This is a genomic window from Bacteroides sp. HMSC067B03, from assembly GCF_001811315.1.
GTDB classification, from domain to species: Bacteria; Bacteroidota; Bacteroidia; order Bacteroidales; family Bacteroidaceae; genus Bacteroides; species Bacteroides faecis.
In genome coordinates this window covers 1-14,313 of the sequence record NZ_KV804260.1, presented here as the reverse complement: position 1 = coordinate 14,313, position 14,313 = coordinate 1, and the positions used below count along the sequence as shown (strand labels likewise).

The following is a 14,313-nucleotide window of genomic DNA, read 5'->3' as shown; positions in this document are numbered from 1 at the left end:
TTGTTTATCTCAATCACATTCTATAATTGGCTTACCAAGCCACCGTTCCCGACAATTTTGTTGTCGGGCTTCACTGTATTCCCCTCGGTCGCACCACGCTCTCCCGTGCCTGCTCTTCGTACTGCATTGCTGCCATCTGTCGCATCTGGTCGTTCTTGGCAAGTATGGCGTTAGCCAATGTATTCAGCGGCAATGCCCCCGACTGATGCGCCCCAATCACACTGTCAGGCAGTTGAATGGTACAAGGCACATGGTCAATGTTGGCAACGAGACACCGCCCTTGCAGCATCGGGTTGCTGATACGAGGATTGAGTGGTTCATCAGGATATTGGCGGTACTGAATGCGAGATGCAGCAGGACTAACTGTAGGTGCAATGCCTTCCTGCTGTTTCCTGCCCAGCACCTCATGTCCCGCTTTGTTGAGCAGATTGGCACCTCCCATACCCATCAACAGCATCTTCAGTATAGGATTCTTCACGAACATTCCAGCCACGATAGAGGCCAAAGGAAGGAGGCTATTGTCCATATTCAGCGATTTTGTCTTGCCAGTGAACAGTCCCACCAGTACATCGGGCAGCATCGCCAACACATAACCAAGGTTCTTGCCGATGTCTGAAAAGCCGTTCAGTCCAAAACTCTGCAACAGCCCGTCCCATCCATTTTCGTTTGTTTGTAAGGCTGTTTCCTCCTGCTGGACTACAGATGGTGTTGCCTCTTCAGTCGATGAATCAGGAGTTTCTTTCGGTTCTGCCTTCTTCTCCTTCTCAGCCTCTGCATCCAGTCTCGCCTTAACCTCCAGATACTCGTCTTCCTGTCCAGGCGCAACTATCAAGGGCACATCCTTGTACTTGCCTGTACGTTTGGTTGCTTCGTTTCTCTGAGGGTCAAGGAACGTACCTTTGTTCCAAGGAAAAGAGGTCTGCTCGGTTTGTTTCGTCCAATCCATAAAAGTGATATTGCTCGTGGGAATCTTGTTCTTGAAATGGCTGTTGGTAGCCTTGATATAGCTGTTCTCGTGGTTCTTGATGACTTTTGCCTGTTTGCGGAATGAGGCGAAGACGTTGGTGCCCGTACCGAAAACTCCCTTGCTGATACACTCCTCGACACAGACCTCTTGGCTGCTACCTTTCTTGCTTAGGTGCTCCATGCCGACATTCATCACCATATCGATACCGACAAACTTGGCGAAGGTTGCCCATGAGCCAATCCCTCCCATGGCCACGACATCGGCACCCGCTCCGGCTGCCCATCCCGCTGCCTTCTCTGTTCGAGAGGGCTTATAGGCTGCCTCTCCTTTGGCTTCTATCTCTGCGGCAAGGGGTGACTTGTTCAGTTCGTAGGGCAGACCGAACAGACTGCTTTGTGCCGCCTTGCGGATGATATAGTCGGCAGAAGATGTTGGCATACGGTCTTTCACCATTTTTTCTATCATCAGCTGCTCCATGCGGTGATCGATATAGGCGTATGCCAAATCACAACCGAGTTGTTTAGAGAGTGCATCGTACCGCTCTCGTCCTATCTCCGTCACCACCGCCTTGCGCCATTCCTCAGCCATCACGGCAAGGTCACGCTGCATATCCTTGTTGCCGACAATAGCCTCCTTGCACATCGCCAGATAGTCTTCGGTGGTCTTGCTGTTCCACTTGCCTGTAATCTTCAGCGTGGCGTATGGGTCATCACCAGGCATATTGGCAGTGGCCAATGAGCGTAGGATGCCAGCCGTACTGTTGGAGTAGGCTCGCATCTCGTCTGCCTGTCTGTTGGACAAGTCCCGTTGCACCCTGCCCATCACGGGGGCAAGGTGACACCCGAAGTAGTCGCCCATCAGACGCTCTATCTCTGCGAATCGCTGACTGTTCTTAACTGCCATATACCTTGTTTATATATTATACTGCTGTAATATCTGTTCCTTTGTCTGCTCGATGGCATTGTGATATATCTCCATCTGCTTAGGATAGTGTTCCTCCAACCATGCGTCCTTGTCCACTTGGCAGTGGATGAACTGCACGGCCATACGTTCCTCAATCTCCACGGAGGGTTCCCCCTCTTCCTTACCATTGAACCATGCCTTTGTCCACCATCTCACGCCAGCCCGGTCGGGATAGACGCTCACTATCCTCGGAATGTCGAAGCTCTGGATATCCACGTCCAAGTCGGCAAGAGGGTCGATGATGCCGTCATGCGTCAGGGCTTGCTCTTGGAGTTTTTTTTTAACACCTCGTCCATCGTGGAGAGATATACCTGATGTCGCATGGCAAGATAGTTGAGAAAGTCGGCAATGAGCAGGTTCTGCACCTTAGTCGCCAAAGGCATACAGCGGTTGCCGATGCCCAAGGGATTAGCCATGCTCGGCATGGTCTCGTAGAAATAATGCTTGCTCGCTCCCAACGAGAAGATGTTTCTCAACGACTGCTCCGTATGTTCGGGCAGAGAGTATGCTCCTTGTTGAAGGTCCTCGAAGTAGGAGGGAAGGAAGCGGAGCATCAATGCCTCTATCTCCTGACGGTCGGTGTCGTAGGGTGAAGGGATGTTCATGTCCAGTTCATTGATGCCCATTTGGGAATTGTGCTCCAATGCCTTGATATTGCCGTAGAGCATGGTGAGGAACTCCAACGGATTGATTTCCTCTCCGTCAAACCTCACCTCCATGTGCAGCAGGTCGCCACTGATGGCGATGGTCTGACCGGCCTTGACGCTTTGGGAGAAGTTGGCGAAGACATTGGAGAGATGCCTGTAAGTCACTTCGTATTTGCCGTAGCGGATGGTCTGGTAGATGCCATGCTCCGCGTCCGACCCAATGGCAGAGACGGTTCCCGTTGCCACCGCCGACAGCAGGTAATGGTTCACTGAGAAGTCTATGCCGTGATGGAAGAATGTTTCTCCCGTCACGGGATTTTTCTGCTCTCCGTAACCCAAGGACATCTGCACGTCCTGCTTTATAGGCTCCTCAAACGGCATACAGTAGCCGCTCGATGAGCGCAGTATCATTTCTTCTGTATATCTCATATCACTGTATATTGGTTATCGTTTCATCCCTCTGCTTTGGGTCTCTGCTTCTTTCATGTTCTGCCCATGTGAAGACGTACCGCCTCTGTTAGGCAGAGTTTGCGCCACCTTAGAATTGTTCCCGATGATCATCGCTCCAAGCAGGGCACCCGCAATCTTGCTCATCCAACCAAAGCGTCCGAATACCATGAAGGCGGCAGCCACCAGTCCGACGATGCTCATACCCGACACGTTGCCCTTGCCGATATTGCCAAAGAGATTGCCTATCATGTCGCATCCTACGCCTCCGAACATATTCCTAAAGAAATCACTGATGCCGCTGAACTGGGTGTCCATCTTTCCGGCTACAGTGTTCACCGCATCAACGGCTTCACCAGCCTTGCCCGTCAGACGTTGCACATCGTTGGCGGTTTGTGCCACCGCTTCCGTGGCATTCTCGCCGATGACAGCATCACCTACGATGCGTGCCACGCTCTTGTCTGTGGTCAGCTTCTCCCATGTCACATAGCCTGCGGCACTACCCACTGCGGCCGTCTGCATAGCCTTGCCGGCTCCCATAAGGGTGCGTTGCGGGTGGAGTGCCGCACTGCCTAAGGTCTTTCCAGTTACTCCGATGACATGGCCAGTACCTCGTGCCGCCTTGCCACCATATTTCAATAATGAACTCCAAAATCCCATATCTTATCGTTTTTTAATCACGGTTTGACTTCGTCTTCTTCTGTCACGACTCGGCATAGCTCGAACAAGTTCGGCTCTGCTCTCGCTGCTCCATCAGTTTACGTTCTTGCCCACCTGCTTCCACCGCCTCTTGGCAGCCGCTGCTATCTCGGCTTTGTTCGCTTTGGTGGGTCTTGCCCCTTCGTCTATCTCCATCCAAACATCGCCCATGGTGGTGTATTTCACCGCCCTCGTCAGTCGCTTCAACTGCTTGTTCATCTTCTTCAGTTTGGGTCGGATGCCGAAGACTATCTCCACACGCTCCTTCTCGGTCATCTTGTTGCCCGACAGGCATACCGTGCGTATGTCATTAACTATCTCGATGCTGTTCATAATCAGCTCGCGGTATATCTTGTTGCGCTTGGCTGACAGGGCTACGGCAAGTCCGTTGGCAGGATGGGCATCCAACTGCGCCACCAATCCACCCATATTGTCCACCAACTGACCTATCTCGTGATAGAAACCATATATCTGTGCGGCATAGCTGACGATGGAACGGAAGGAGTCCAGATAGTTGTTGAACTCCCGCTGCAGGTCGGTAGTGGCTTCCACTTCCTCCTTGGTCCAGATATGGCCGGTGGATTGTAGCAGCATCACTTTCTCCTGATTCTTCAGTTCTTTCTCCGCCTTGTTGGTGTACATCAGAATCATCCCCGCAAGAGTCGGGTCGTTCTGCGCCCGCACTCCTGCAAAAGATGATATAAACATAAAAATGGCAATTGATATGAAATACTTCATGACTGATTCCTTTATCGTTAATCACTGATGGTCATACGTCCTGCTCTGCGCCATCTGCTAAGGGCTTGGGTGGCTATCTCTCCATTGCTTCGGTCTATCATCCCTGCCGTCACGCCGTTCCACACATCGGTCATGGTGTAATATCGTATAGACAGATAAAGACGATGCAGCTTCTTGCTGAAGGCACTCAGCTTGTCGTTCAGTGCCCACAGCGTCTTGCTCCTTTCCGCACCAGTCAGCATGTTCTCTTTGCCTCCTTTGGCGACTGCATCTTTCAGCAGTGTGAAGACGGACACCAATTCCGTGGCGGTCTCCATATACAGGTTGTTCATCGAGAGGGTGGCAACGATGCCTTGCGGATTATTGTTGATGGCCTTGCGCATCTTACACAAGGTGATGAATATCTTCACTCCATCGTCGTACAGATAGGTACAGGCTTTGAGGGAAGAGGCATAACCACTGGCGGTTTTCAGATAACTGTTGTACTTCTTCTCCCATTCGTGTATCTTGGTGAACTCTGCGGCGATGGTATTCTGCAACAGGGCAGTCTTGGTCTGACCTTTGATTTCCTTCTCTATCTCACCGTTGATGGCTTCGTTGCCCTCTGCTAATGCCATCCATTCCAAAGGGTTGGCAGTCACAATCTGTGCATGGGCTGACGGCACGCTCAGTACCAATGCCACGACAATGAACCAAATCTTATCTATTCGTAATCTCATATACGCCCTTTCTTCGTTTGTTCGTTTCTACTCTTGTTCGTATCACACTCACCACGTCATAGCTGTTGCTGATGCCGGTCATTTCCAGTTTCGGTGTCGTTCTATCCATCGACAACACGGTCACGCTTTTCAGTCCGCATAACTGTTGTATCAATGTCTGATGCTCGGCAAAGTCCACCACTCGGTACAACTCCATGTAGTTCACGCTCCGCTGAAACACTCCGTGCTCACAGATGAGTTGCTCGCTCCCGATATGGTAGCGGATACTCCTCAGATAGATGAATCGGTAGAGTAAACAGAGGGAGAACAGGAGGCTGAAGACAAGCAACAGGGTACTATATGCACAACCGGGCAATCCTCCGATTAGGAGCATTGCCACGCACAACAGCAACAGAGGCAGTTCGTTGATGAAAAACTGTCCGATGCTGGGGCACAAGGTGATGATGCTATTATCTTCTTGTCTCATACGCTTCTATGATATGTGTTCTTTTCTTCTTTTTCCCTTTGTTTCTCTGCCTTGCCGGCTGCGATAAACTCGGCATAGTCGAAGGTATCTGGTTCGCCCTTGGCAATCAGTTCTGCTGATTTCTTGTTGAGCAGCGCATCGTTCCAGTCCTTGTAGCAACCCAATGGATGATAGGCTTGCACATGCTCGTGACGGAAGCCCATCTCTGCTGCCACCTTCCTGAAGTTTGCAACAAACTGCCGCCCTGCATCGTCCTTGTCAAAACCCAAATAGTGCCGTGCGTTGGGAGTAACGGACAGAAGTCCTCGCATCTGTCCCTCGGTGGGTGTGCCGCCCGTAGATACATACACCATCTTTACAGGATTTATCTGATACTCTGCCATGGCATCGTAGGCACTCTCAAACCATACAATTTCGCTTGCTTTATCCAACGGCTCGCCCGTGAGGTTGGCAATCCACAGTCCTTCACTGCTGTTGCTTCCTTCTGCCTTGCCCTTGTAACCGCCGCTACCGTCCATCTTCGGTCGTCCTCGTTCCTCAAAGCCCACAGTCTTGTCGGGTGTCTTGGGCAGTACAAGCGGAAAGGCAAGGTTGGCAAAGGTAAGTCCATCCGTCCGATGCTTAGTAGCCAGACAGAAATGCCGATGAAAAGCATACTGCGTATAGAGGTCGATGCCTCGGAACTTAAAATAGGGATAAAACCTTTTCTGCGTTTCCCTGTCCTGCGGATTGAACTTGTGGATGTCGTAGTCATTCAGGTTGAATGGCTTTCCGTCCTTTCTTGGTTCTGTAATCTTCGATGGTCTGTCCTCTATGGGTTGGTTGAGCAGTCGGTTGCAGACGAGGTTGACGAGTCGGTCAGGAGACATTCCCACCTTGTTCTCTGAAAACATTTCTGGATGCTCCTTGATGAACGAAATGACATTATACACCTTCTGCTGCGGTGGTTGGAAGCAACATTTCCCATTCTGCGTGACAATGAACTTATCACCACGCACCCGTCTGCCCTCACTGTCAGTACGCACATACGACGGATAACGCAAGCCATCTCTCTTGTTCAGATGATACCCTGCGTCCACCAGTACTTCCTGTATGCTCAACCTGTCCAGAAAGTCATCGTATGTCAGTTCACTACTCATTATAAATTATAAATTGTAAATTATACATTGTTAATATCCTCTCCTTATCTCCGTGGCAACATGATTTGCTTCTGCCTCAAAGTACCTTGCCGCAATCTCCTGTGGCGAATCCACTCCCGGTTTGAAGTAAGGACGTGGACCGCCATGATGCTCTGCATAGAACTCCGGGGCTGGATGGTGATGATGGTGGCTTATGTCATGCGCCACCTCTGCTGTAACGACTGCTCCTGCCGTCAGAGCCGCCAATATCTTCGTGCCCAGTCCGGCGTTGGTTTCGGGGCGTGTCTTCATATCCACTTCACTGAAAACCTTGGAGAAGAGTTTCATGCGATGGTAGTCATCCACCGCCAAGAACTTGTCGTAGTCCTTCTGCTTGATTTCGTGCGTGATGGCTTCTCCATTGATAATGGCGGTCATGCGATACTTATCTTCGCCTTTCTTATCTCCCTCCATCGGAGGCACTTTCTCCACCATGATGTCACCGACTTTCACTTCACGCCCATGCGCTCCCTCACGATACCAACCCTTGTTCTCATTAATCAAGGCAAGGTCTTCACCTCTCACCATGGCATCGCCTTGCAACACGTCACGTCTGACAGTCTCGTCCTCTTCCAACGGAAGCAACCGTTCCTCGTCTTGTTGCTGACGCTGCTGCAACTCCTGTTCAAGTTCGGGATGCAGATGCAGGTCGATGCGCTCCTTGCTATTCAGTGTGTCCATCAGGATTTTGTCAGCAAAGTCGTCCTTGATGATGCCATTCAGCAGTTCCAAGCGTTGAACGACGGGCACTTCCTTGATGGAGTTGGAGGTGAGTTTCTTCAGTTCCTCATCTGTCAGGTCATACACCATGTCGGCATTGACGCTGTTCGACTGAATGGTCAGCGTCTTCGCATTCTCATCAATGATGATGCCATGCGATGCCAGACACTCCTGCCACTTCTCATTGGTGAAATAGACAGGCGAGGTAATCAGTTCCTTATAAGGCTTGGCTGGCTCCGTGCTTCTCGTGCGGCTGATGGAAGGCATTATGATTCCCTCCAAATCTTTCAGCACATCCTGTTGCTGAGGGCTATAACTCTGTTGCTGTCCCTTATAATAGAACCCATAACCGCCGCTCTGCAATTCGCCAGGCTTCATTCTGCCGTCCCAACGTTCAGGCACAATCGGGGCTTCGGGGAAGAACAATCGTCCTCCAACTCTGCGAAGATGGAATCCCTCCTGACTGCGTGGTGTCCAACCTAAAAAGGGTGGTGGCATATCGATGCGCCCCATCCGTCCATACTCGCCGATACCAACACGATAGCCGTGCAGCCCCATAGCTACACGACCGTTGGCATTGCGTGCATGAACGAAGTTCTTGGGCATATAGAAGTCGTTGCCCACAATGCCCGTAAAGGTATTGTAGGCTAACTTGTTGGCATGATTCGTACCCCAGTCGGTCAGAGCCAACATCTGCTTCTCGGTGATGTTATAGGTAAGCAGCGGACTGTCATGCCCTTGCACCACAAGCTGATAGCCGCTGCCATTACTCACCACATGAGCCTGCATACCATTGCGCATGAGCAAGTCACGCATCTCTGGTTGCAGGTCCATCTGTTGGGGATTCGTATTCTTTCTTATCGCCATACTTATTCTTCACTCTTCATTCTTCACTCTTCATTTATCATGCTTCACCGTTCTCTATTGCCTTCTCCAGTTCCTCATCTTTGTGATGGACAAACTGCTCCGCACTCTCTTCACAAATGCAGAGTCCGTTGTTCAGACAATAGCTCTCATATTCTTCCTGCCATTCAGCAGAATGATGGTTGACATACTCCAACCAACCGTACTCGCCGCTCTGTATCTTCTCGACGAGCACATCCTCTGGATAATATTTATTTGATGCCATATACTTATTATATTATGTGTAGATTATTTGTGCATGGAAAAAGAGGCGCGGTTGCGCTCTCCATTCTTCTTCTGCTCATTCCAAAGTTCTTCCGTGTATTCCTCTTCAGGCACATAGTCAAGATTACCGTCATCGCCCATTACCCAACAGCCATAGCACCCGAAGGTGTATTTGTCCCACTCTCGCTTGGTGTTCTCCTTCCACTTCTGACTGTCGCCTTGATTAATCCTTATGCCGGTCTTATCGTTCAGGTCAATACCCACCGTCACCTGTTCGTCCTCCATGATGAGCGTGAGCGGCTCACCCTTCTGCATCACGGTCAGTTCTGCCGAACTCAGTTTCAGTTCATCCTTCAGCACCTCCAAGTTGCGCCCGATGACAGGCGTAGGTACCGACATCACCTGATTGGTCTCCGTGTCAATCTGCACGAAAGCCTTGCTGCTCCTGCCATCAGCATCCTTAACATCGGCAAGGATAGCCTTTCCAGCCAGCAAGTCCTCCTGCTGTTCCTGAGTAAAAGCCTCCAATGGTGATTTCTCCAACTGCGGATAGAAGACCACATCCACCTTGCCGTCCTCCATACGGACCAACGCAAATCGGGTGCGGCTCTTCAATGTCTCGCCCTCATCATTATTCACCTGAATGGGCAGCAACGGTGAACGTCGTCCCTGACCAATATCTTCCAACGCCCACATGGGCAGGTCTTCAATCTTCTCTTGTGTGAGACCAAAACGAGCCAGTGTCTGATAAGGCACCTCGCTCTCTTCAAATCGTACTTGCTTCATACTTTAACTTTGAATTTGAAATTAAACTCATGCAAAGTTATATACCTATTCAGAGACAAGCAGAATTGCATAAGATAATGCGTGTTATTTTTGACGATTATTATTATTTGAGTTTGATTTCTGCTCAAAAATCAAACTCGATTGCTATATTATGTTACAATCTTCTTGTCTTCCCTTTGTTCTTTATGCCAGTCAAAGAATTGCTTGTTACTTTTGCACCATGAAACGATTTCTACTCATCACAATAGCAGCAATATTCTGTTCATCAGCAACAGTATGCGCTCAGTTCAATACCGTCACACAGACTAAGGTACACCGCAAGGCTGTGCCAAAAACGACGCAGTCCGCAACATCCGAACAACTGCCTCCGTGCTCGCCGCATCAGCGGCGAGACTCTCTTGCCTTTGCCCCATTACAAACCCAAACGGAGCAGACCGACCGCCACACGGCACTTGTCAGTCCACTCCGTCATATCTCTGTCACCAGCCCTTTCGGCTACCGCAGAGACCCATTTACAAAAAGAAAAGCCCTACACAACGGGCTTGATTTGAAGGCAAATTACGAACCCACATACGCCATGATGCACGGCGAGGTCATCAAGGTAGGCAAGGACAAACGTTCAGGCCTCTATGTCACCCTCCGTCACGGCGACTTCACCGTCAGCTATTGCCACCTCTCCCAAACTCTCGTCACCAAAGGCACCCACGTCCGTCCCGGCATCATCATCGCGCTGACAGGCAACAGTGGTCGCAGTACTGGTCCCCACCTGCACCTCACACTCAAAGACACAAAAAAAGGACGAGCCATCGACCCGTCCATTCTTCTCAATCTTATCAAGCATCCACTCTAATAGAACGCCTTGTCTTTTGTCGTTCACATCACCCCTTCCGCATTGCAATAATGTCTTAAATATCTAATCCTCAACAATTTCTATTCTTGAAAAACAAGTGTTTTATTCACGAATATAATATGATTTCGTGAAAGATGTCATAAGATGATACTAATATCTATGCTATTTGTCAATAAAGAACCCGTTTCTATGCAGATATTCTGAAACGGTTAGTGTTCCAATCCCTATCTGCTCACACAACAAAGGAAGTTTCTTGAACAACTTACCGTCATTCTGCTGCCTTGTTTCCTCCGTCATTACTTGCATCTCTTCCAGATGGATAGCGTCCGAGTGTCGTACATTCAGTGCATAAATGATAATCTTAGCATCACCTGTTTTAAGGTATTCTTCCTTTTGCTCTATGTATTCTTCTTCAGTCAGTTCCTGCTTCTTCAGTCTTACACAGAAATTGTTGTCTATCATGTTGCTGAATCTCTCTGGGGCACATGGAAATAGATCCTTTGTCGGAATGACCAATTTCTTGTCTTTGAGGAAAGGCATCTTTTCAACTGCAATTCCTTTGGAGGTGCGTTTTGATTCATCCAGAATCACATCAAGTAGCATCAAATCCTTGCGGGAGAACGCCTCTTCCAGGAATGAGTACAACTGTCCGTCCTTATCCAAGGGAAGATAATTCTTGGCAATCATCACCAATGAGCATGTATCAACAACTATCGCCATAACTCCCTCTCAAAATTTGCTGGTTTGACATTGAGTCTCGAACAGAAAGTGGTCTCGTTGACCACTCCATTGAAATAGGCATATTGCATGGTTTTCAAGAATAGCGGAGAAATGATGGGCTTTGGTGTTCGCCCGCCTCTCTTCTCAGAGTTTTTCAACTTTTCCTGTTCCTCTCTTCTTCTGTATTCCTCTGCCAATTCACTCTTGACATTGCTGTAGCTCGAATAGCTGATTTTCCTGTCGATATACATCCTTGTATATAAGGCAAGACGGCTAATGTGCGTCCGTGCACTGATAGCCTTGAAGAGGTCAATGCAGTAGTCGTTACGGGAATCTACACATGCTATGTTAGCAAGTGTTTCTGCTTCTTGTCCCATAATGAACTGATATGCAAAATCATTGCACCATCTTTCGACATCACTGTATGAAGTCTGTGCCGAGATGTCCATCATGTCCACCGACTCCACTTCTTCAATCCCCAATAGACAATGCCCCAATTCATGCGCCAGAGTGAATATTTCTCGCTTGTAATGCTTATGATGCTTAAGCACTATCACATTGGGCTTAAGGTAAAAACCGTCAATGTTGGTTTTCTCTTTCTTGTTCCATGTCTCTATGTATTCAAAGACAAAAATGCCATGATCGGCGATTTTTTCTATCATCTTCACAAGAAACTGCCTATGATTGACAGTTTCCCCGGGATAAAAAAAATCTCTTGCACGTACGGCTACTGTCTTAGGGTCATCTTGTAGGGTGTAGTGTTCTATGTCAAACTTCACATCCAGTTGCGACAGTTTGTTGTATGCATCCAAAGCGTTTTTCAGACTCTCGAATCGGTTTACAGTACGGATCGACTCCAAGTTCAGCTCTGTTCCGAATGAGGTCTTGCGGAAGAAGATACTGCTGCTTGCATTGGTTGACAACTTAGAATAGTCTTGAAAGAAACTGACTTCTTTGTCGAATATCTCACCTATACGCTTCAACACCCCCAAATCAATAGAATCTCCACTGATGTCTGCGGCTCCTGTTATCCGTTTCCTGCCTTTGTTCAGAAGAGACAACAAGTCATCCACCGACATCTTGTATAATGCCAGCAGGTATTCTAAACGTTTCTTGTTAATCTCTACTTTCATATCAGCCTCGATTGAACTATTGTTGTTTTGATGCAAATGCTTAGGCACAATTTTGCGTTGCAAAATTACACATTTTCACTTAAATGGGCGAATTTTCATGCTGAATATCACTGGAATTTATGTTTATTTTGCTAAATCGCTACATTTCGCCACCAAAAAGACACAAAAATAGGACGAATCATCGACCCGTCCTTTTGTTTTTAGCCTTTTTCGTTCTAACCACAGCCTGCAATGTTATTCATCAACTGGTTCATCACTCGCATGTCTCATTTCGTAAACTGTCCATAAGGCTAACACACATTCAATGGCTATCACGGTAATGGCCGCAGTCATGCCCCACCAGTGGGCAATAAGCATAAAGATGCCAGCCTCAATGCACAACGCAAAGAGGATGGTAACAATAAGTGATAATATTCTATTCATTCTACGGTAACTGATTTAGCAAGGTTTCTTGGCTGGTCAACATTCCTATCCTTGTTGATGGCGATGTAATAGGCCAGCAACTGCAATGGGACGGAAACAACGAGAGGTGTAAGGCATTCGGGTACGTCGGGCACTTCAAGGCAATGGTCGGCGATGTCCTTCATTGCGTCATTGCCCTTGGTAATGATGGCGACAACCGTACCGCCACGCGCCTTCACCTGCCTTACATTACTGATTATCTTGTCATACAGCGAGTCCGTTGGAGCAATGACCACCGTGGGCATCTCGCTATCTACAAGTGCAATCGGTCCATGCTTCATTTCCGCAGCAGGATAACCCTCCGCATGGATATAGGATATTTCTTTCAGCTTCAACGCACCTTCAAGGGCGGTGGGGTAGTTGTACCCACGACCGAGATAAAGGAAGTTGCGGGCATAGGTGTATATCTTCGACAAGTTCTTGATTTTGTCAGCAAGTCCCAACACATCTTTTATATACCTTAATTCCGCAACACTATTATAAATATAACTTTTTAAGTACCTGAGCAACAAAAAGTTGCTCAGGATTTTGTCATGTCAGATTTTTCACCTATCTTAGTGTTGCAAATCAAAATATGTATCAAACCCGACAGACATGGCAAAGAAAGCAATAAAATCTGAGAAACTCACTCCTTTTGGAGGAATATTTGCAATGATGGAGCAATTTGACTCCACATTGTCATATGTAATTGACACAACCCTCGGTCTAAGATGCAGGCTGTATGGTTATCAATACAGCGAAATCATCCGTTCTCTCATGAGCATCTACTTCTGTGGCGGCTCATGTATTGAGGATGTCACAACTCATTTGATGCCCCATCTCTCGCTTCATCCGACACTTCGTACCTGCAGCTCTGACACTATCCTCAGAGCGATAAAGGAACTGACGCAGGAGAACATTTCATACACGTCAGATACGGGTAAGAACTACGATTTCAATACGGCTGACACCCTCAATACCTTACTGCTCAATTGTATGTGTGCAGCTGGTCAGCTGAAAGAGGGTGAGATGTATGATGTTGATTTCGACCACCAGTTCATAGAAACAGAGAAATATGATGCAAAGCATACATACAAGAAGTTCCTTGGTTATCGACCAGGTGTGGCGGTTATTGGAGATTTGATTGTCGGCATTGAGAACAGCGACGGCAACACAAACGTCCGTTTCCATCAGAAGGACACGCTGAAGAGATTCTTCGAAAGGTTTGAACAGAACAATCTTGTTATCAATCGTTTCAGAGCTGATTGCGGCTCGTGCTCTGAAGAGATCGTGGAAGAGGTTGCCACCCACTGCAAGACCTTCTATATCCGTGCCAACCGCTGTAGTTCGCTCTACAATGACCTCTTCGCTCTCAGAGGCTGGAAGAGGGGAGAAATCAACGGCATTGAGTTTGAGCTGAATTCCATTCTTGTAGAGAAGTGGAAAGGCAAGACATACCGGCTTGTGATTCAAAGGCGGAAACGGATGGACGGTGAGCTTGACCTCTGGGAAGGAGAATACACATACCGCTGCATCCTGACCAACGACTACGAGCCTTCCGTAAGAGAGATTGTCGAGTTCTATAACCTCCGCGGAGGAAAGGAGCGCATCTTCGATGACATGAACAATGGTTTCGGATGGTCCAGATTGCCCAAATCCTTCATGGCAGAGAACACAGTGTTCCTTCTTCTTACAGCACTTATCCGTAACT

General features: G+C 48.3%; 16 protein-coding genes and 1 pseudogene. 2 read left to right on the top strand and 15 right to left on the bottom strand.

Translation table 11 applies throughout. From position 1 onward, the window contains the following. Positions 1-70: 70 nt before the first annotated feature. The 11 genes from HMPREF2794_RS02065 to HMPREF2794_RS02015 form a co-directional block, all read right to left on the bottom strand. Entirely contained in the window at positions 71-1,870 is a 1,800-nt protein-coding gene (locus HMPREF2794_RS02065; protein WP_005816255.1) for a hypothetical protein, read from the bottom strand. Between the two features lie 9 nt (positions 1,871-1,879). Next, positions 1,880-2,152: a hypothetical protein gene (locus HMPREF2794_RS02060; protein WP_007897422.1), complete on the bottom strand. Its 273-nt coding sequence runs from the start codon at positions 2,150-2,152 to the stop codon at positions 1,880-1,882. A 32-nt stretch (positions 2,153-2,184) separates the two neighbouring features. Continuing rightward, the gene (locus HMPREF2794_RS02055; protein WP_005816253.1) at positions 2,185-3,006 is read right to left on the bottom strand and encodes a M23 family metallopeptidase; all 822 of its coding nucleotides are present in this window, start codon (positions 3,004-3,006) and stop codon (positions 2,185-2,187) included. Positions 3,007-3,021: 15 nt separating this feature from the next. Then, positions 3,022-3,684: a hypothetical protein gene (locus HMPREF2794_RS02050; protein ID WP_005816251.1), complete on the bottom strand. Its 663-nt coding sequence runs from the start codon at positions 3,682-3,684 to the stop codon at positions 3,022-3,024. A 93-nt stretch (positions 3,685-3,777) separates the two neighbouring features. Next, entirely contained in the window at positions 3,778-4,461 is a 684-nt protein-coding gene (locus tag HMPREF2794_RS02045; protein ID WP_005816248.1) for a hypothetical protein, read from the bottom strand. 17 nt (positions 4,462-4,478) lie between these two features. Continuing rightward, on the bottom strand, positions 4,479-5,180 hold the full coding sequence (locus HMPREF2794_RS02040) for a hypothetical protein (RefSeq protein ID WP_005816246.1): 702 nt from the start codon (positions 5,178-5,180) through the stop codon (positions 4,479-4,481). After that, on the bottom strand, positions 5,161-5,646 hold the full coding sequence (locus HMPREF2794_RS02035; RefSeq protein WP_005816244.1) for a PH domain-containing protein: 486 nt from the start codon (positions 5,644-5,646) through the stop codon (positions 5,161-5,163). The genes HMPREF2794_RS02040 and HMPREF2794_RS02035 overlap by 20 nt, the downstream gene beginning before the upstream one ends. Next, the gene (locus tag HMPREF2794_RS02030; RefSeq protein ID WP_005816242.1) at positions 5,643-6,785 is read right to left on the bottom strand and encodes a toprim domain-containing protein; all 1,143 of its coding nucleotides are present in this window, start codon (positions 6,783-6,785) and stop codon (positions 5,643-5,645) included. The genes HMPREF2794_RS02035 and HMPREF2794_RS02030 overlap by 4 nt, the downstream gene beginning before the upstream one ends. A gap of 30 nt (positions 6,786-6,815) precedes the next feature. Beyond that, the gene (locus HMPREF2794_RS02025; RefSeq protein ID WP_005816239.1) at positions 6,816-8,411 is read right to left on the bottom strand and encodes a hypothetical protein; all 1,596 of its coding nucleotides are present in this window, start codon (positions 8,409-8,411) and stop codon (positions 6,816-6,818) included. A gap of 37 nt (positions 8,412-8,448) precedes the next feature. Further along, positions 8,449-8,673 carry a hypothetical protein gene (locus HMPREF2794_RS02020; RefSeq protein ID WP_005816237.1) on the bottom strand — a complete coding sequence of 75 codons (225 nt, stop codon included), beginning with the start codon at positions 8,671-8,673 and terminating at the stop codon, positions 8,449-8,451. Between the two features lie 23 nt (positions 8,674-8,696). Further along, entirely contained in the window at positions 8,697-9,458 is a 762-nt protein-coding gene (locus HMPREF2794_RS02015; RefSeq protein WP_005816235.1) for a DUF4099 domain-containing protein, read from the bottom strand. 220 nt (positions 9,459-9,678) lie between these two features. Between HMPREF2794_RS02015 and HMPREF2794_RS27470 the strand changes: the two genes are divergently transcribed. Beyond that, positions 9,679-10,308: a M23 family metallopeptidase gene (locus tag HMPREF2794_RS27470; RefSeq protein WP_007837448.1), complete on the top strand. Its 630-nt coding sequence runs from the start codon at positions 9,679-9,681 to the stop codon at positions 10,306-10,308. Between the two features lie 162 nt (positions 10,309-10,470). Here HMPREF2794_RS27470 and HMPREF2794_RS02005 read toward each other — a convergent pair whose 3' ends face one another. The 4 genes and pseudogenes from HMPREF2794_RS02005 to HMPREF2794_RS01990 all read right to left on the bottom strand — a co-directional run. Then, positions 10,471-11,028 (bottom strand): DUF4411 family protein, encoded by a 558-nt coding sequence (locus HMPREF2794_RS02005; protein ID WP_005816230.1) that lies wholly within the window; start codon positions 11,026-11,028, stop codon positions 10,471-10,473. Beyond that, positions 11,019-12,161, bottom strand: a complete 1,143-nt coding sequence (locus HMPREF2794_RS02000) for an ImmA/IrrE family metallo-endopeptidase (protein ID WP_007897423.1) — start codon at positions 12,159-12,161, stop codon at positions 11,019-11,021. Before HMPREF2794_RS02000 ends, HMPREF2794_RS02005 begins: the two co-directional genes overlap by 10 nt. Positions 12,162-12,395: 234 nt before the next feature. After that, positions 12,396-12,584, bottom strand: coding sequence for a hypothetical protein (locus tag HMPREF2794_RS01995; protein WP_005816226.1), 189 nt, complete (start codon positions 12,582-12,584; stop codon positions 12,396-12,398). Continuing rightward, a pseudogene (locus HMPREF2794_RS01990) lies at positions 12,581-13,078 on the bottom strand (SIS domain-containing protein); the annotation flags it as partial. The gene HMPREF2794_RS01995 and the pseudogene HMPREF2794_RS01990, both read right to left, overlap by 4 nt. A gap of 139 nt (positions 13,079-13,217) precedes the next feature. Here HMPREF2794_RS01990 and HMPREF2794_RS01985 point away from each other — a divergent pair. Continuing rightward, a partial coding sequence (locus HMPREF2794_RS01985) for an IS1380-like element ISBaov1 family transposase (RefSeq protein WP_070750754.1) occupies positions 13,218-14,313 on the top strand: 1,096 nt, incomplete at its 3' end.